Below are 16190 nucleotides of genomic sequence, written 5' to 3'. Positions count from 1 at the left end.
GCGCAACTTTCGGAAGGAGACAGCTGATGCTCACCCAGGAGCGCCGCCAGGAACTGTCGGACGTACTGCGGCCGGCCGCACCGCCGCGCGAGATCACCGACGTCTACAGCGACGACCAACGCGAGCGGTTGCTGGATGTCGTGCGCTCCGAGGGTCCGTGGCGGCTGATCATCTCCCAGCACTTCGCCTCCGCCGACGAACTGATCGCGACCATGAGCGGGTTGTTCCCCGAGGGATACACCCCGTCGCTGGATCTGTTTCTGACGCCCACCTTTCGCGGATATTTGGCCAACTACGGCGCGGTGCTCTACCCGCAACTGCACGACTGCTTCTACAACCAGCGATTCCTGGACCTGGCCAAGCGCTACTGGAACGCCGAATACGCCAAGCCTCAACTGATGCTGTTCAACATCAACGGGCCGTGCGCCAATCGCGATCCGGGACATCTGGATTCGCCGAGTTTCCGGGGCGTACGCCACGAGAACGCGCCGACCTGGTTGACCAGCGTGATGGGCAAGTCCGGGCTTTTTCGTGACTACCTGATCAAGATGGCCCAGGTAATCACCTGGTTTTCGCTCGACGGCAGCAGCGGTTTCACCTACTGGCCCGACGGTCCCCTGGGCGCGCCCAAGCGGGTCCTACCGCCCATCTACAACCGCGGCGTGGTAGTGCAGAACGAGATGATGGTGCACCGGGGCGAGGCGAACGGGCCGCTGGAACAACAGATTCCGCCCGGCCTGGGCTTCGACACGGTGTTCACCGGCGATCCCGACGACCGTGACCGTTGGTTGCTCAAGAACGGCGAGGAGGTGATCGCCCGGCACCGCACCGACGAACTGCGGTTCCTGGTGCACTGGTCGGCTGAAGTGTTCTCCGACTTCGACGAACTGGACAAGAACATGTCCGGTTCCGACGACCTGACTATCGACAAGGCGATCGACATCATGGTCGACGACGCCAACGCACGAGGGTTCAAGCTCGACATCCCCAGCGAACCGTTGCACGACCCGGCTTTCATCGCCGCGCTCAACGGTGCTTACGACATCAGCGGGCCGACCGCGTACCCGGAGCAGGCGCCGATCAGCGCGTTCCAGCTGTAGCGCCCCCTGCCGCGAGCAGACGCAAAAGCCCCTCAATTCGGCACGAATTGGGGGCTTTTGCGTCTGCTCGCGCAGGGTTACCGGACCACCACGCTACTGGGCGTACGCGGCTCACCGAGGTGACGGTGTGACGGCGGCCGGCGGCCGCCCTCGTCGGTGATGCCGTAGCGCTGAGCCAGTTCGGCGCCGATGAGAGTGTGTCCACTCAGCTCGGCCAGCTGCGGGTCGGCATGAAGCGCGTCGATCAAATAGCCGGTGAATTCCGGTGTTTCGGCGTGTTCGGCGGTCTTGGCCAACGCGTCGGGATGCCCTTCGAACGCGCCGCGCAGCTTCTCGGTGAGCAGAATCCCCATCCAGATCGATACCGTCACAACACCGGTGCCGCGCAGGTCGACCGCCATATCGGCGGCCATCTTGTCCACGCCCGCCTTCTGGGCCCCGTATGCCGGACCATGCATATAGCAGGCCGACCCCGGGGAGGAGGTGAACGCGATCAGACCGTGGCCACCGGCGACGAGCAGCGGTGCGGCATACCAGGACGCGACATAAGACGACCGCAATCCGACGTCCAGTACGTCGGCCAGATCAAGCGGCTTCTCCCAGAACGGCTTTGGGCTGACCAGGTCGTCGGAGATGACGGCGGCGTTGTTCACCAGCAGGTGCAGCCCACTCTGCTCGACGCGCACCCGCTCGAACAGGGCGGCCACCGCGTCGTCGTCGGCGTGGTCGAGCCGGACCGCGAACCCGCCGGGCGGGGCGTCGGTGATGGTGCGGCCGGTGGCATACACCCGCCAACCCTTGGCGGCCAGTGCGGCCGCGATGCCGCGCCCGGCGCCGCGGCTGGCCCCGGTCACCACCGCAACTTTCACGAGGCGCCGTCGACGACGGTCAGTTCGCCTGCGGCGACGGCGGTCTCGATCGACTCCCGCAACGCCGAGCAAACCAGAAACGGACGGCGGTGATGGGCGGCGATCCGGTCGGCCGCCCGGCGTTCGGTGCACGACGCGGACGCCTCGGCATTCCATTGCACGCTGGTCTGATTCCAGCTGCTCTTGCGGGCCAGCACCTGCGCGCCACAGTTGCGGCACGCGACGGGCGCCATCGGCATGTCGTCCAGACGGTTGTCGGCGCGTACCTTCACGACACCGAGCCCGCCCGGGCCGCCATGTTCTCCTCGATCTGTTTCATCCAGGCTTCGTAGGGCCGGGTGGTGTCCAACTCGAACTCGAAGCGGTCCACCATGTCTGGCTGCACCTCGGCGGCATCGACGTAGAACTGCTCATACCAGCGCCGCAGTTGATAGACCGGACCGTCCTCCTCGACCAGCAGCGGGTTGTCGATGCGCGCCTTGTGCCGCCAGATCTCGACGTCCTGCTCGAAACCCATCTTGACGTAGTCGCCGAGGCTGATCGCGGTCTGCATCGCGACGTCGGCGGGCAGGGTTTCGGACTTCTTGACGATGATGCCGTATTGCAGCACAAAGGAATTGGCGTCGATCGGATAGTGGCAGTTGATCAAGATGGTCTGCTGATCGCCGTCTTCGTAGTGGTAGGTCAGGTCGTCGATCATGAACGACGGCCCGAAATAGGAGGCGACCGATGTGGTGCCAAGCATCCGGGCGCCCTCCGTGCCACCCATGTCGGGCCGGCCTTCGCCGTTCATGTACTGCGTGGCGACGTGTCCTTCGAAGATGTTCTTGAAGTAGGTCGGCAGCGACCCGTGGATGTAGAAGAAGTGCGCCATGTCCACGACATTGTCGATGATTTCCCGGCAGTTGCTGCCGACGATCGTGGTGTACCAGTGCCAGTCGGTCCACTCATCGCTGGTGGCGCCTTCGATGCGCGGGATCGTCACCTCCGGCGCGGGCGGGTTGCCTTCGGGGTCGTTCCACACGAACAACATGCCGTCCTGTTCCAGCGTGGTCCAGGTCGCGGTGCGGGCCAGGCGTGGGGTGCGCTTGGCGTACGGCACCTGTTTGCATCTGCCGTCGCCGCCCCAGCGCCAGTCGTGAAACGGGCAGGCGATCTCGTTGCCCTTGACTTCCCCTTCGGACAAATTGCCGCCCATGTGGCGGCAGTAGCCGTCGAGCACGTTGACCTTGCCGTCCCCGCTGCGGAACACGACGAGCATCTGGCCGAAGGCGTTGACCGCATGCGGCTTGCCGTCCGCGAAATCCCGAACCAGACCCAGACAGTGCCAGCCGCGGGCGAACCGCGTCGGCGCGGCCTGCGCTTCGATGAGCCGAATCTCGTCGGCGTCGATTTGCGAGCTCATGACGATCATTCAACGCCTCCCGGCCCGGCTTTGGGGACCACTTGTTCCACTGATCAGGAAAAGCTTTCACGGCGGCGTCCGGCGCGCCTAACGTCGCAGTGGTGAGCGCAGACAGTACGACGATCCCCACCGGGCTTCCCGTCGCCGACACCGAGGTCGACCTGCTGGTGGCCGGGTCCGGGACGGGAATGGCGGCGGCGCTGGCCGCTGGCGAGTTGGGGCTGTCGGTGCTGATCGTGGAGAAGTCGCGCTACGTGGGCGGGTCGACCGCCCGCTCGGGTGGTGCGCTGTGGTTGCCAGGTGGGCCGGTGCTGGAAGACGCCGGCGCCGGCGACTCGGCGGGCAAGGCCGGCACCTACTTGGACGCCGTGGTCGCCGGCTCGGCGCCACCGCAGCGGTCGGACGGATTTGTGCAGAACGTGTCGGCAACGGTCGAGATGTTGCGCCGCACAACGCCGTTGCGGTTCTTCTGGGCGCGCGACTATTCCGACTACCATCCGGAGCAGCCCGGGGGCAGCGCGGCCGGCCGCACTTGCGAGTGTCACCCGTTCGACACCGCACAACTGGGCGCATACCGGCGCCGGCTGCGGCCGGGCGTGTTGGAAGCGGGCTTCGCCATCCCGACGACGGGGGCCGATTACCGCTGGATGAACCTCGTGGCTCGGGTGCCGCGGCGCGGGATACCGACGTTCGGCAAGCGAATCGCGCAGGGTATGGGCGGTCTGCTGATCGGCAGGCGGTACGCCGCGGGAGGCCAGGGCTTGGCCGCCGGCCTGTTGGCAGGAGTGCTGCGTGCCGGCATCCCGGTGTGGACCGAGACCACGCTGCAGCGGCTCACCGGTGACGGCGACCGGGTGACCGGCGCGGTGGTCGAGCATTGCGGCCGTGCGGTCACCATCACTGCGCGGCGCGGGGTGGTGCTGGCCACCGGTGGGTTCGACCACAACATGGAGATGCGCAGGAAGTTCCAGTCCGCCTCGCTCGGCACGAACTACAGTCTGGGCGCCGACACCAACACCGGCGATGGGATCCAGGTGGCGCAGGAGATCGGCGCCGGGATCGGTTTGATGGACCAGGCGTGGTGGTTTCCCGCCATCGCGCCGCTGCCCGGCAGGGCGCCGACGGTGATGCTGGCCGAACGGTCCCTACCGGGATGCCTGATCGCGGACCAGCACGGTCGCCGATTCACCAATGAGGCTTCGGATTACATGTCCTTCGGTCAGCGCCTGCTGGAGTTGGAACGCGCCGGTAGCCCGGTGGAAGCGATGTGGATCATTTTCGATCAGCAGTATCGCAACAGCTATGTCTTCGGCGCGGAGCTCTTTCCGCGGATGCGGGTGCCGCAGGCCTGGTTCGACGCCGGAATCGCCGCCCGCGCAAGCAGTCTGGCGGAGCTGGCCGAACACATCGGCGTCCCGGCTTCGGAGTTCCACCAGACCATGACCCGCTTCAACCACAATGCTTGTGCCGGTGACGATCCCGACTTCGGCCGCGGCCGCAGCGCGTACGACCGTTACTACGGCGATCCGACGGTCAAGCCGAACCCGAACCTGCGCCCGCTGCTCAACGGTCCCTTCTATGCGGTGCGCATGGTCCTGTCCGACCTCGGTACGTGCGGCGGGCTGACGGCCGACCAGCGGGGCCGGGTGCTGCGCGAGGACGGCGGGGTCATCGAAGGCCTTTACGCCATCGGCAACAACGCGGCCAACGCCTTTGGCGCCAGCTACCCCGGTGCGGGCGCCACGATCGCGCAGGGCCTGGTGTACGGCTACATCGCCGCCCGCGACGCGGCTCGCTAGTCGGCTTCGCGTTTGGCCACGACCTGCTTCTCCACCTCACGCCAATAACCCGGGGTGGGGCGCGGCTTGCCGAAGCCACCCTTGCTGGCCTTTTCGATGACCGCGTCGGCTTCGTCGATCTCCTTCATCAACTCCAGCGCGAACTCCCGCTCTGCGGCGTAATACTTTGCCGCCCAACGCAATGCGATGACCGAGTAAGCCCACGCCGGCTCGACCTCGGCGCCCTCGGAGTCCTCGACGGCCTTGCGGTGCCGGGCTTCGGCGTAAGCCACATACTCCTGCAGCTGCTCTTTCAGCCGGCCCGGGTTGCTGAGATGACCGAAGGTGACCCGCAGCAGCATGCTGTGCTTGAGGACCGGCGGGTCCAGCGGGGCGTTGTTGGTCCAGTCGGTGATCGCGGCCATCCCGGCCGGCGTGATCTTGTAGAGCCGGCGGCTGCGGGTGCCTTCGTCCCGTTCGACGCGGGAGGTCACCAGTCCGAGGCTTTCCAGCTTCTTCAGCTCGGTGTAGATCTGGCTGTAGGAAGGGCTCCAGTAGTAGAGGTCGACGCTCCAGTCGATCCACTTTTTGAGGTCGTAGCCGGAGACTTCCTCTTCGTAGGACATCATGCCCAGCAGCGCCCAGCTGGTGGCCGCCAGTGCCGCATTCGCCTTTTCGCCGGGCATCCGGTCAGATTAACAACCCGCGTCGTCGACTTGCCCGGGCGCGGACCGCTGACCGGGACGAATATGGCTGCTCTAGGGTGGCGGACATGGTGGATTCGTTTGCGTCGTTGACTGATTCGTTGCCCGTGTACGAGTCGCTGGCGGCATCGGTGCGGCGCTTGATCGACGCGACCATCCGCACCGAGGTGGGACACGACGTCATCGCCGCCGCTACCGCCAAGATCGACAGCGTCACAAGCGAACTGAGCGCCGAGCTGATGCCGGGCACCTTCGGCGAACGCGAGATCAACGACGGTCAGGGCATCGCGTCAGGCAATGTCGTTATCGGAGTTCGCAATCCGTCGGCCCCGCCGCTGGTGGTTCACCACGAGAGCGACGGATCGGTGTGGACGGAATTCGTCCTGGGCGCCGCGTTCGAGGGTCCGATGGGGCACGTTCACGGTGGTATCTCGGCGATGATCCTCGATCACATTCTCGGGGCCACCGCGCACCAACCGGGCCGCCCGGCCTACACCGGAACGCTGACCCTGCGCTACCACCAGCGGACCCCGTTGAATCAGCCCCTGCGCGCCGACGCGTGGGTGGACCGGACCGAAGGCGTGAAGACTTTCGCGGTCGGACAGATCAGCGGCGCCGACGGCGTGCTGGTCTCAGCCGAAGGCATCTTCATCCACCCACGGACATGAACCCCTCGGGCGCAGTTCCGAGAACGCCGCGCCCTCAGCGCTGCCCGTACTCCAGCACCGCCCCCGAGGCCGTCGGAGCGCCCCGAGCGACCACGACAGGCATCGACGTCGACGCGTTGGTGCGCAGGATCGTGTGCACCACGTCGACGAGGTCTTCGACGGGCATCAGCTTGCCCGGCATGCAGCCGCGGGAGACCCACAGCGGGTAGGCCTGCATGGCCAACTCCCGGTCCCAGCCGACGTTCATCCCGGTCTGCGCATCGCCCTCCCCGCCCGCGCACTCACCGACGATGAGGTTGGTGAAGCCGATGTCGGGGTGCTCGGCGCGGTAGGCCTCGACGAGGCGCTCCAGCGCCGCCTTGCTGACGCCGTAGGCGCCCAACCCCGGCCAGGGCGGTCCGAACGTGCCGGCATCCGACGACAGGAACACCACTTTGCCCGCCGTTGCCGACAGATGCGGAATCGCCGCCGCGGTGGCCAGCGCCGCGCCGATCACGTTGGTGTCGAAGACCCGCCGCCACGTTGCGGCGTCGGTGCCGGCCAACGGGACCAGCGGACTGATCGCGGGCGCATAGACCACGTTGTCGATGCCGCCCAGGGCGTCGGCGGCGGCGTCGACGCCCGACCGTGCGGAGGCTTCGTCGGTCACGTCGCATTCGACGGCGATCGCGGTCGAGCCGGCTTCCTGTGCCGCCGCCTCGATGCGTTCGCGTCGCCGAGCGAGCAGCGCAACCTGGTCTCCGCGCTGTGCCAAACCGATACCGATGCAGCGCCCCAGCCCGCTCGAGGCGCCGATCACCACTGTTTTCGCCATATCGACCTCCGTAGCCGAGCATGTCATACCGCCGGTAGCTGACGAGAACGGGGTTACCGGTTTGGCAGCATGACGTTGCCGGATCACGTGGGCGCGGTCACCGTTTAGCACCCAGATATCCGGGAAAACCTCAGCACGTATGTCCAAGGAGCAGAAGTGACCAACCCCGAGATCGACCCGGTCGACCACGATCGGACCACCCGACAGCACGCCGGCGAGACCATGAAGAACGGCAAGAACGCCGTAGGCATCGTCGGCGTCGCGTTCGGTGTTATCGCGCTGGTCATCGGCCTGGCCGGGCTGGCTGCCGGTCACACGACGGCGGGCGTGGTGGGAATCGTCGTCGCGGTGGTGGTCGGCGCTGCCGGCCTGGTCTGGTTACGTCAGGCCCATCGACGGGTTCGCGAGGCGGAATTGCAGTGGCACGACGCCCGTTCCGACGAACCGGCACCGCCGCCTACCAGTTGAGATTCGCCTGGGCCGACGCCAGCAGTGTCGAGTCATGGGCGCAGACGATGGTCAGATGCGGTTCCTGACGCGCGAACAACTCGGCGAGCCGCATCTGATTGTCGCGCAGTTGCTTACGGTCGAACGCGAACATCGTTTCTTGCGCCCGCAGGACGAAGGGCACCCGCGACTTCGACAGCGTGCCGTGGTGGTAGAAAGCGTCACCGCAGTGCAGAATCCACTCGCGCCCGGACTCGACAGCGACCGCGGCGTGGCCCCGGGTGTGGCCGGGCATCGGCACCAGGACGACGCCGTCACTGATCATGTCCAGCGGCTTGGCTGACGGGAATCCGCGCCACGACTCCCCGTCCGGGCCGTGCTCGACCAGCCTGGGCCCGTGTGCCCACTGAGCGGCGCGGTACCGAACCCGCTCCCGCGTCGACGGCGCGTGCACGGCACCGCCCGCCTCGGCCGCGGTGACGTGCACGAATGCATCTGGGAAATCAGCGATTCCGCCGATGTGGTCGAGATCGAAGTGCGTCACCACGATGTGGCGCACGTCCGAGAGCCGGAACCCGAGCTTCTCGATCTGGTACGCCGCCGTTTCCGCACGCAGTAAGACCGGTCGGAGTACATGACGGAACGGACCGACCCGTGCCGGGTCGGCGCAGTCCTGTAAGCCAAAACCGGTATCCACCAACACCAAACCGTCACCGGTCTCGACGAGCAGGACGTGACAGACCATCGGGGCACCCGGCATGTTCATCGTGCCGCAGTTGAGGTGATGCACCCTGTTCATCCGCACTCCCGAATTGGGTTGAGCCTGGCTGGTATTCGGCCCATCCTGATGCAGATTCCGAACATCCCGCAAGTGCGGCGGCGCAGCGACAATGCCTCGGATGTGGCGGGCCGGCTGACCGGTATACGGTGGATTCATGAAATACGTTGACGTCGAAGGCGTCGGGCAGGTCAGTCGGATCGGTTTGGGCACGTGGCAGTTCGGTTCGCGTGAGTGGGGTTACGGTGACAGCTACGCCTCCGGAGCTGCCCGCGACATCGTGCAACGCGCGCTGGCCCTGGGCGTCACGCTGTTCGACACCGCCGAGGTGTACGGACTCGGCAAGAGCGAACGGATCCTCGGCGAGGCGCTGGGCGACGAGCGCACCAAAGTCGCGGTGGCCAGCAAGATCTTCCCGGTTGCGCCGTTCCCGGCGGTGATCAAGCAGCGCGAGCGCGGCAGCGCGCGCCGACTGCAGTTGGAGCGGATCCCGCTCTATCAGATCCATCAGTCCAACCCGCTGGTTCCGGACACGGTCATCATGCCCGGCATGCGGGAGCTGCTCGACGAGGGCAAGATCGGCGCCGCGGGCGTCTCGAACTATTCGCTGTCGCGGTGGCAGCAGGCCGACGCGGCGCTGGGCAGACCGGTGATCAGCAATCAGGTGGAATTCTCGCTGGCCCGGCCCCGCGTGCTGGACCACATGGTTCCGTTCGCGGAGCGGGAGAACCGGATCATCATCGCCTACAGTCCGCTGGCGCAGGGACTGCTGGGCGGCAAGTACGGGGTGGACAACCGTCCCGGCGGTGTTCGTGCGGTCAACCCGCTGTTCGGCACCGAGAACCTGCGCCGGATCGAACCGCTGCTGCAGACCCTGCGCGATGTTGCGGCCGAGGTCGGTGCCAAGCCGGCGCAGGTAGCGCTGGCCTGGTTGATCCACCTGCCCGGTGTGGTCGCCATACCGGGCGCGTCCAGCGTGGAGCAACTGGAGTTCAACGTCGCCGCCGCCGACATCGAGCTGAGCAAGGAATCGCACGACGCGCTGACCGCCGCGGCCCGCGCCTTCCGGCCGGAATCGGCCGGCCGCTTCCTGACCGGCCTGGTGCGGGAGAAGCTCGGCCGCTAGCGGCCGGCTGTCACACCGTGCGGGCGAGTCGCTCGGTGAGCAACTCGGCAAACCGCGCCGGGTCCTCCAGCGCACCACCCTCGGCGAGAAGTGCTGTGCCGTAAAGCAGTTCGGCGGTCTCGGCGACCGAGGCATCGTCCGGGCGATCGGTGCGGGCTTGGCGCAGCCCGACGACGAGCGGATGGTTCGGATTGAGTTCCAGGATCCGCTTGCCGACCGGAACCTCTTGTCCGGACGCGCGGTACAACCGGGCCAACGCCGGGGTGATGCCGAAGGCGTCGGTGATCAGGCAGGCCGGCGACTCGGTCAGGCGGGTGGACAACCGCACTTCCTTGACATGTTCGCTCAGTGTCTCCTTCAACCAACTGAGCAACTCGGCGAAGTCTTTGGCCTGCTCCTCACGCTCGGCGGCCGAGGATTCCTCGTCGGAGTCCAAATCGACCTCACCCTTGGCCACCGACTGCAGCGGCTTGCCGTCGAATTCGGTGACGGTGCCGACCCACACCTCGTCGACCGGGTCGGTCAGCAACAGCACCTCGTATCCCTTGGCTTTGAACGCCTCGAGATGCGGTGACTTCAGCAGTTGCTGGCGGGATTCGCCGGTGGCATAGAAGATCTGGGTCTGACCCTCCTTCATTCGCTCGACGTATTCGGCGAGCGTGGTGGGTTCTTCCTCGCTGTGCGTCGAGGCGAACGACGAGACTCCCAGCAGCGTTTCCTGGTTGTCGAAGTCCGACAGCAGGCCCTCCTTGAGGACTTTGCCGAACTGGGTCCAGAAGGTGCGGTAATCCTCGGGCCGACTCGACTGGATGTCCTTGATGGTGGACAGCACCTTCTTGGTCAGCCGGCGCCGGATCGCGTTGATCTGCCTATCCTTTTGCAAGATTTCGCGGGAAACGTTGAGAGACAAGTCTTGTGCGTCGACGACACCCTTGACGAAACGCAGATATTCGGGCATCAGCTCATCGCAGTCGCCCATGATGAAGACGCGCTTGACGTACAGCTGCACCCCGGTCTTGGCGTCCCGGTTGAACAGGTCGAACGGCGCCTGGGACGGGATGAACAGCAGCGCCTGGTATTCGAAGGTGCCTTCGGCCTTCATCGCGATGACTTCCAGCGGGTCATCCCAGGCATGCGCGATGTGCTTGTAGAACTCCTTGTACTCCTCCTCGGACACCTCGTCCTTGGGCCGCGCCCAGAGCGCTTTCATCGAGTTGAGCGTCTCGGTGTCGATCACGGTCTCTTCGCGGGTCTCCCCGGAGCCCTCTTCGGAGTCCGCGTCGGAGTCCACCGGGACCTGGATGGTGCGCTCGACTTCCATCCGGATCGGCCACGCGATGAAGTCGGAGTACTGCTTGACCAGGCTCTTGATCTTCCACTCCGAGGAGTAGTCGTGCAGCTCGTCCTCGGCATCCTCGGGCTTCAGATGCAGGGTTACCGACGTACCCTGCGGCGCGCCCTCAACGGCTTCGATGGTGTAGGTGCCTTCCCCGCTGGAATCCCAGCGGGTGGCCTCGCTCTCGCCGGCTTTGCGGGTGAGCAGTTCGACTTTGTCGGCAACCATGAACGACGAGTAGAAGCCGATGCCGAATTGCCCGATCAACTCCTCGGAGGCATTCGCATCCTTGGCCTCCCGCAGCTGCTGTCGCAGTTCGGCGGTGCCCGACTTGGCGAGTGTCCCGATCAGGTCCACTACCTCGGCGCGGGTCATGCCGATGCCGTTGTCGCGGATGGTGAGTGTCCGCGCGTCCTTGTCTATGTCGATCTCGATGTGCAGATCCGAGGTGTCGACGTCGAGATCCTTGTTCCGCAGCGCCTCGAGCCGCACCTTGTCCAAGGCATCGGAGGCGTTGGAGACCAACTCCCGTAGGAACGAGTCCTTGTTGGAGTAGACCGAATGGACCATCAAATCCAGCAGTTGCCGGGCTTCTGCCTGGAATTCCAGCTGCTCGACTTGCGCGTTCATGAGCTTCCTTCCGACGAGATCGATCGCGTCCGAATTTAGCGAGATGCGATTCGCCGGTCCGCCGCGGGTCGGCGGCTAGCAGTCGGTGACGGCGTCGATACCTACCTGCGTATCACCGGGAGATCAGCAGGCTTGCTCGTGCGGCTGTTCGACGAGCTGCAGACTCCGGGGCGCGCTGCTGTGTACGGTCAGCACGTCACTGAGGCCGCACGTTGCGACGACGCGGGCCACCGCCGGCTGGCGACTGACCAGACAGAGCTTGATTTCGCGCTCACGACACCAAACGGCCTGCTCGGCCAGCGCCAGATAGGACGAGCAAGACATGAAATCCACGCTGTTCACGTCGACGATGAACAGTTGAGGTGCGGACGCGAACGCTGCAGCCTCGGCCAGCAGCAACCGCCAGGTGGCCTCGTTGCAGGCGTCGATCTCACCGCCGACGTAGACGATGACCGCCGCATCGAAGCTCTGCACGGCCGCGCGCAGCGTGCTGGCCTCGGCGCCCAACTCAGCGACGAGGCGCGGCGTCAGGCGCAACGGAACGGCGAACACTTCGGTGGCGGCCAAACTCATGCTGCGCTCCTCATCGTCGGTCGGTACAGACCTGGTCTGGCCGGAACAGACTCATGTCAGCTGGCTTGGCTGAGCACGTAGCTGTTAGGCGGGCAACTATCGAAGCGCAAACACACCGTTGTGCCGTCGTTCCGTCCATCGATGAAGCACTCGTCAGCGAGAGTGCGCATCAGCAATATCCCGCGACCGCGCACCGCGTTGATCGCAGCGGGATTGGGTTCGATCCAGCGACCGTAGTCGCTGACGCACACCTTGAGTTCGGTGGTGCCCGGGACGTAGCTGATCTGCAACGTCATGCTGCCCACGCGCCCGAGAACCTGATAGGCATGGTCGGCGCAGTTGGACAGAGCCTCGTCCACCGCGAGCACGATGTCGGCGGCGCGATCTTCGTCGAGCTCCAGATTGCAACTGAGCCAATTGCCCAAGTCCCGGCGGAACATCGCGACCGTCAGCGCATCAGCCCGCCCGGTATGGGTGAGGCCGAGCTGGTCGACTTCACCGAAGCCGACCTGATCGCTTGACGTCTTACTGCTCACGGGATCTCGGCTACCCGAATGCAGGGCCGGATACACCTGATGTGACCAGTCCCCTAGCGACAAGGGCTCTTTACCGGCTCCGCCCTCTCGCGGCGCCGGGCTGAGCGGGCGTCAGCTCAGGACCGAGGTGTAGTAAATCGTGTCGGCCATCGACACCGAGTCATGTGTCTGCGGGACCGCGTCCAGACCGTGCTCGGCCAGCAACTGACTCATCTGGACTCCGCTTGACTGCCAGCCCAGGTCGGTCAGGTAGTCGGCCACGTCCTTGCGCTCGCCTTCGAATCCGAGGTTCTCCCAATCCAGTTCGAAGCCGTGCTCCCGCCACTTGGCGGTGGACCGCCGCATCATCTCGCGCGCTTGCTCGGTGTCCCGTTCGGGCCGGTCCGGGATGGCTTCGACCGCCAGTCGGCTACCCGGCGCGCTGAGCGCGGTGACGTTGTCCATCAACCGGTCTTGCGCCTCCGGCGGCAGGTATCCCAGCAATCCCTCCGCAATCCAGGCCGTGGGCCGCTCGGTGTCCAGGCCAGCAGCTCGCAACGCGTTCGGCCAATCCTGTCGCAGGTCGATGGGCACCGTACGCAGGTCGGCTTTCGGGGCCGCACCCAGGGATTTCAGCGTGGTGGTCTTGAACTCGATCACCTCGGGCTGGTCGATTTCGAACACGGTCATGCCGGCGGGCCAGCTCAGCCGGTAGGCGCGGGCGTCCAGGCCGGAGGCGAGAATGACCGCCTGTCGGATGCCGGCACGCGCTGCGTCCTGGAAGAACCCGTCGAAAAAGCGGGTCCGAGCGGCCATGGCGTCGGGCATGTGCTCGAGCTTCCAGCTGGACTCGTCGTCGTCGACGTCGGCGGCGGCAAGTTCCCCCGACACCCAACGGGTAAAGAAGTCCACGCCCACGGCGCGTACCAATGGCTCGGCGAACTGGTCGTCGATCACCGGGTTCTCGGCGTTCGTCGCGATCGCGCGAGCGGCGGCCACCATGGTCGCCGTCGCGCCCACACTGGTAGCCAGGTCCCAGGTGTCGTTCTCGGTGCGTGGCACGGACATTCCCCTCGTCGAGCGGCAGATACTTAGCCAGTTTAACACTTAGCTACGGTAATAACTGCCCGCAACGTGGGAACGGCAAGGTCAGCGGCGGCCGGGGCCCCCCGGACCGCCGGGGCCACCGGGGCCACCGGGACCGCCGGGTCCCCCTGGCCCTCCCGGTCCACCCGGTCCGCCGGGGCCGTTCGCGGCGGGAAGGACGAACACGCATTCGTTGAGTTCCACGCTCCACGCCCACCCGGGGGCGCAGTCGTCGTCGGCGCGACTTGTCGCGGGGGTGATGACGGCCGGAACCATCGTTGCTGCGAGAGCGAACGCGCTGATTGTGCACCGGCGGAGAATGCGGTTCATGTGCCCACCTCTTGCTGTCGTCGTCCAGCACGTGCCGGGCGGTCCCGTCGATTGTCCTCCTACCGAGGGCCGGCGGGGAAGATTTCGTTTCGGTTGGCCGCCCGCTCAGGCGAACCGCAGGCCGCGGCGTCGCACCCAGAACACCGCCACCGACGTTCCGAGGATCCACACGATCAGCGCGATGCTTAGGTGCACCAGGCTCTTGGTGTCGCGCCCGAAAACCGGGCCGATAGCCGCGGGAATCCGCGTCCACAGAAAGCGGTGCTCGACGCCGTCCATCGGATCGGCGACGTAATAGACCGCGTACGGCAGTGCGATGGCCAGCAGCCACATAGCGGTGCGGCGTAGATCGTGGCGATGGCGCCAACGCCGCATCAGCGGCTGCACCGACACCGGGTGGATTACGGAGATGACGTTGCCGACTCCGAGCCAGGACACGATTGGCACCGCCACGTTCGGTATGGTCATCGCCAGTTGCGGTACCCCTTCCCTGGCCACCGTCAGCGCCGCCGCCACCGCGAGGGTGGGTAGGCCGACGATTACCACCAGCGCCAAATTCTTGATCACCAGGATCCGCCGCAACCGCACCCCTTCGGACAATCCTCTGGCGACCCGAATATGGTCGCCGCCAAGCAGATTGGTGGTCGTGACGTCGGCGAGGATGAACGACGAGAAGTAGGTGCTGACCAGGACCACCCAGTCGAGCTGATGGTGATGGAAGTGCCGGGTGGGATGGTGGTGGTAGGCAGCGGTCAGCGGTTGCACCGACAACCAGGCGGCCGCCAGGAACAGATTGGCCAGCACACCCGACAACCAGGTGCGCGGCCGGTGAAACGCCCACCGGATCTCCGCCCAGACGGCCGGCGCCAGCGGTTTGCCGAAATCCCGGGCGGCGCGTTCGGCCGCGACGGGGCGAGGCGCCGAGGCACGTGCCAAGCTGCGCAATGCGCCGCGTACGTAGCGGTGCCTCGTGGTTTGGGTCACTGTGCGCTCGGAGCTCCCAGTTGAAGCGGTGCAGATCCCGACAATTGAAGCAAGTCGGGGTCGGGTTGCCTTCGGCGAGCCGGGCGGCGGGTGGCCACGCCGGTCCAGCCGGGTCTGGGATAGGCGAATTGCTCTGTGGCACAACATATTCGCAGGTGCCGCGCCGAGGCGGACCCGATGCCAGACGACGGCTCGCGCACCGCTGGTAGGCAGAGGTGACTGGTTTCGCCGAGCATCAGCGGAAATCCTGGTGGATGCTAGGAAGCAAACACGAAGCCGATTTTGACCAAGGAGACCGATCGTGGCTGGCGCCGATGACGACGGCCGCAGCGTTCCGGGGCACGCCGCGCTGGCGTTCGGGCTCGTACTGTTGCTCTGCGTCGCGGTCTGTGGGTGCGACCGTGTTGTTGCCGGTACCCCTGTAAATGCGCAACGAGGCGCCGCCGCATCGAGTGGACCCATCCATCCGTCGCAACTGGACGATCTGCTGACAGCTTCGGGCTCGCTCACAGTGGTCGACAACAGCCCGCTGAGCGAAGACGACATGCAGTCCGCACTTTTCATCGGCGCCGACCCGGCGGAGTGCCACGGCGTCGTGGCGTTCGGCCGCTATCCGTTGTTCCCGTCGACCTACACCGGGCGCGAGGCCCGCACGCAGCAGGACCGCCTTCTCAACCAGCATCAACTCTTGGAAGTGTCGGCCAGCTATCCGGCCGACTTCGACGCAGCCGGCTTCCTGGACTCGGTCCGCAAGACCGTGACCGGATGCCAGCACCCGGTCACGGCATGGGGCGACGGTGGTCACAAGTCGACGGTGAACCCGGCGACCTTGAGTCAGAGCCCGCCCGAGGTAGCCCAGTGGTTGACCAATCTCGCGGGACAACGGTGGGTATGCGAATTCGCGGTCATCGCCAAAGCCAACGTCGTTTCCGAGATCGTCACCTGCTCGCCGGACCGTGCCATCGACATCGGCGCGTTGGTGACCAAACGGCTCAAGAAAATCGACGAACTGCTGAGATCCACTTCGTGACGACTCAATCCGGAGCC

The 16190-nt window shown here is 65.8% G+C and carries 17 protein-coding genes; 6 read left to right on the top strand and 11 right to left on the bottom strand.

Annotated elements, in window-relative coordinates; translation table 11 throughout:
* The first annotated feature begins 26 nt into the window (after positions 1 to 26).
* Entirely contained in the window at positions 27 to 1100 is a 1074-nt protein-coding gene (locus AC5Y47_RS22855) for a hypothetical protein (RefSeq protein ID WP_499946535.1), read from the top strand.
* Positions 1101 to 1177: 77 nt separating this feature from the next.
* On the opposite strand, the gene AC5Y47_RS22850 is transcribed toward AC5Y47_RS22855, so the two are convergent.
* From AC5Y47_RS22850 to AC5Y47_RS22840, 3 genes are read right to left on the bottom strand one after another with little or no spacing between them, the layout of a single operon-like run.
* On the bottom strand, positions 1178 to 1969 hold the full coding sequence (locus AC5Y47_RS22850) for an SDR family NAD(P)-dependent oxidoreductase (protein WP_499946534.1): 792 nt from the start codon (positions 1967 to 1969) through the stop codon (positions 1178 to 1180).
* Positions 1966 to 2208, bottom strand: coding sequence for a ferredoxin (locus AC5Y47_RS22845; protein ID WP_499946561.1), 243 nt, complete (start codon positions 2206 to 2208; stop codon positions 1966 to 1968). The genes AC5Y47_RS22850 and AC5Y47_RS22845 overlap by 4 nt, the downstream gene beginning before the upstream one ends.
* A gap of 29 nt (positions 2209 to 2237) precedes the next feature.
* A complete protein-coding gene (locus tag AC5Y47_RS22840; protein WP_499946533.1) occupies positions 2238 to 3374 on the bottom strand; it encodes a 3-ketosteroid-9-alpha-monooxygenase, oxygenase component in 1137 nt (378 codons plus the stop codon).
* A gap of 101 nt (positions 3375 to 3475) precedes the next feature.
* Between AC5Y47_RS22840 and AC5Y47_RS22835 the strand changes: the two genes are divergently transcribed.
* The gene (locus tag AC5Y47_RS22835) at positions 3476 to 5173 is read left to right on the top strand and encodes a 3-ketosteroid-delta-1-dehydrogenase (RefSeq protein ID WP_499946532.1); all 1698 of its coding nucleotides are present in this window, start codon (positions 3476 to 3478) and stop codon (positions 5171 to 5173) included.
* On the opposite strand, the gene AC5Y47_RS22830 is transcribed toward AC5Y47_RS22835, so the two are convergent.
* Positions 5170 to 5838 carry a PadR family transcriptional regulator gene (locus AC5Y47_RS22830; protein WP_499946531.1) on the bottom strand — a complete coding sequence of 223 codons (669 nt, stop codon included), beginning with the start codon at positions 5836 to 5838 and terminating at the stop codon, positions 5170 to 5172. The two genes, AC5Y47_RS22835 and AC5Y47_RS22830, sit on opposite strands and share 4 nt — an antisense overlap.
* 86 nt (positions 5839 to 5924) lie before the next feature.
* On the opposite strand from AC5Y47_RS22830, the gene AC5Y47_RS22825 reads away from it, so the two are divergent.
* Complete coding sequence (locus AC5Y47_RS22825; RefSeq protein WP_499946530.1) at positions 5925 to 6524, top strand: PaaI family thioesterase; 600 nt, start codon at positions 5925 to 5927, stop codon at positions 6522 to 6524.
* 34 nt (positions 6525 to 6558) lie between these two features.
* Here AC5Y47_RS22825 and AC5Y47_RS22820 read toward each other — a convergent pair whose 3' ends face one another.
* Positions 6559 to 7326 carry an SDR family oxidoreductase gene (locus AC5Y47_RS22820; protein WP_499946560.1) on the bottom strand — a complete coding sequence of 256 codons (768 nt, stop codon included), beginning with the start codon at positions 7324 to 7326 and terminating at the stop codon, positions 6559 to 6561.
* 168 nt (positions 7327 to 7494) lie between these two features.
* Here AC5Y47_RS22820 and AC5Y47_RS22815 point away from each other — a divergent pair, with 168 nt between their 5' ends.
* The gene (locus tag AC5Y47_RS22815) at positions 7495 to 7806 is read left to right on the top strand and encodes a hypothetical protein (RefSeq protein WP_499946529.1); all 312 of its coding nucleotides are present in this window, start codon (positions 7495 to 7497) and stop codon (positions 7804 to 7806) included.
* On the opposite strand, the gene AC5Y47_RS22810 is transcribed toward AC5Y47_RS22815, so the two are convergent.
* Positions 7796 to 8584 carry an MBL fold metallo-hydrolase gene (locus AC5Y47_RS22810; protein ID WP_499946528.1) on the bottom strand — a complete coding sequence of 263 codons (789 nt, stop codon included), beginning with the start codon at positions 8582 to 8584 and terminating at the stop codon, positions 7796 to 7798. The genes AC5Y47_RS22815 and AC5Y47_RS22810 overlap by 11 nt on opposite strands.
* Before the next feature lie 136 nt (positions 8585 to 8720).
* On the opposite strand from AC5Y47_RS22810, the gene AC5Y47_RS22805 reads away from it, so the two are divergent.
* Entirely contained in the window at positions 8721 to 9689 is a 969-nt protein-coding gene (locus tag AC5Y47_RS22805) for an aldo/keto reductase (RefSeq protein WP_499946527.1), read from the top strand.
* 10 nt (positions 9690 to 9699) lie between these two features.
* On the opposite strand, the gene htpG is transcribed toward AC5Y47_RS22805, so the two are convergent.
* From htpG to AC5Y47_RS22780, 5 genes are all read right to left on the bottom strand, one after another.
* The gene (htpG, locus tag AC5Y47_RS22800) at positions 9700 to 11655 is read right to left on the bottom strand and encodes a molecular chaperone HtpG (protein WP_499946526.1); all 1956 of its coding nucleotides are present in this window, start codon (positions 11653 to 11655) and stop codon (positions 9700 to 9702) included.
* A gap of 123 nt (positions 11656 to 11778) precedes the next feature.
* Entirely contained in the window at positions 11779 to 12228 is a 450-nt protein-coding gene (locus tag AC5Y47_RS22795; protein ID WP_499946525.1) for an anti-sigma factor antagonist, read from the bottom strand.
* 56 nt (positions 12229 to 12284) lie between these two features.
* Positions 12285 to 12764: an ATP-binding protein gene (locus tag AC5Y47_RS22790; protein ID WP_499946524.1), complete on the bottom strand. Its 480-nt coding sequence runs from the start codon at positions 12762 to 12764 to the stop codon at positions 12285 to 12287.
* A 111-nt stretch (positions 12765 to 12875) separates the two neighbouring features.
* Positions 12876 to 13805 carry a class I SAM-dependent methyltransferase gene (locus AC5Y47_RS22785; RefSeq protein ID WP_499946523.1) on the bottom strand — a complete coding sequence of 310 codons (930 nt, stop codon included), beginning with the start codon at positions 13803 to 13805 and terminating at the stop codon, positions 12876 to 12878.
* A gap of 459 nt (positions 13806 to 14264) precedes the next feature.
* Positions 14265 to 15143 (bottom strand): hypothetical protein, encoded by an 879-nt coding sequence (locus AC5Y47_RS22780; protein WP_499946522.1) that lies wholly within the window; start codon positions 15141 to 15143, stop codon positions 14265 to 14267.
* A 301-nt stretch (positions 15144 to 15444) separates the two neighbouring features.
* Here AC5Y47_RS22780 and AC5Y47_RS22775 point away from each other — a divergent pair, with 301 nt between their 5' ends.
* A complete protein-coding gene (locus AC5Y47_RS22775) occupies positions 15445 to 16173 on the top strand; it encodes a sensor domain-containing protein (RefSeq protein ID WP_499946521.1) in 729 nt (242 codons plus the stop codon).
* Positions 16174 to 16190: the final 17 nt, after the last annotated feature.

Source organism: Mycobacterium sp. NGS22, from assembly GCF_059813095.1.
Note: the sequence above shows the minus strand (reverse complement) of the source record. Positions and strands in the feature narration are given on the sequence as shown.

Coding starts and splice junctions, on each gene's coding strand:
- AC5Y47_RS22855 (WP_499946535.1), top strand. CDS start 27: ATGCTCACCCAGGAGCGCCGCCAGGAACTGTCGGACGTACTGCGGCCG.
- AC5Y47_RS22845 (WP_499946561.1), bottom strand. CDS start 2,208: ATGCCGATGGCGCCCGTCGCGTGCCGCAACTGTGGCGCGCAGGTGCTG.
- AC5Y47_RS22840 (WP_499946533.1), bottom strand. CDS start 3,374: ATGAGCTCGCAAATCGACGCCGACGAGATTCGGCTCATCGAAGCGCAG.
- AC5Y47_RS22830 (WP_499946531.1), bottom strand. CDS start 5,838: ATGCCCGGCGAAAAGGCGAATGCGGCACTGGCGGCCACCAGCTGGGCG.
- AC5Y47_RS22825 (WP_499946530.1), top strand. CDS start 5,925: ATGGTGGATTCGTTTGCGTCGTTGACTGATTCGTTGCCCGTGTACGAG.
- AC5Y47_RS22810 (WP_499946528.1), bottom strand. CDS start 8,584: ATGAACAGGGTGCATCACCTCAACTGCGGCACGATGAACATGCCGGGT.
- AC5Y47_RS22805 (WP_499946527.1), top strand. CDS start 8,721: ATGAAATACGTTGACGTCGAAGGCGTCGGGCAGGTCAGTCGGATCGGT.
- htpG (WP_499946526.1), bottom strand. CDS start 11,655: ATGAACGCGCAAGTCGAGCAGCTGGAATTCCAGGCAGAAGCCCGGCAA.
- AC5Y47_RS22795 (WP_499946525.1), bottom strand. CDS start 12,228: ATGAGTTTGGCCGCCACCGAAGTGTTCGCCGTTCCGTTGCGCCTGACG.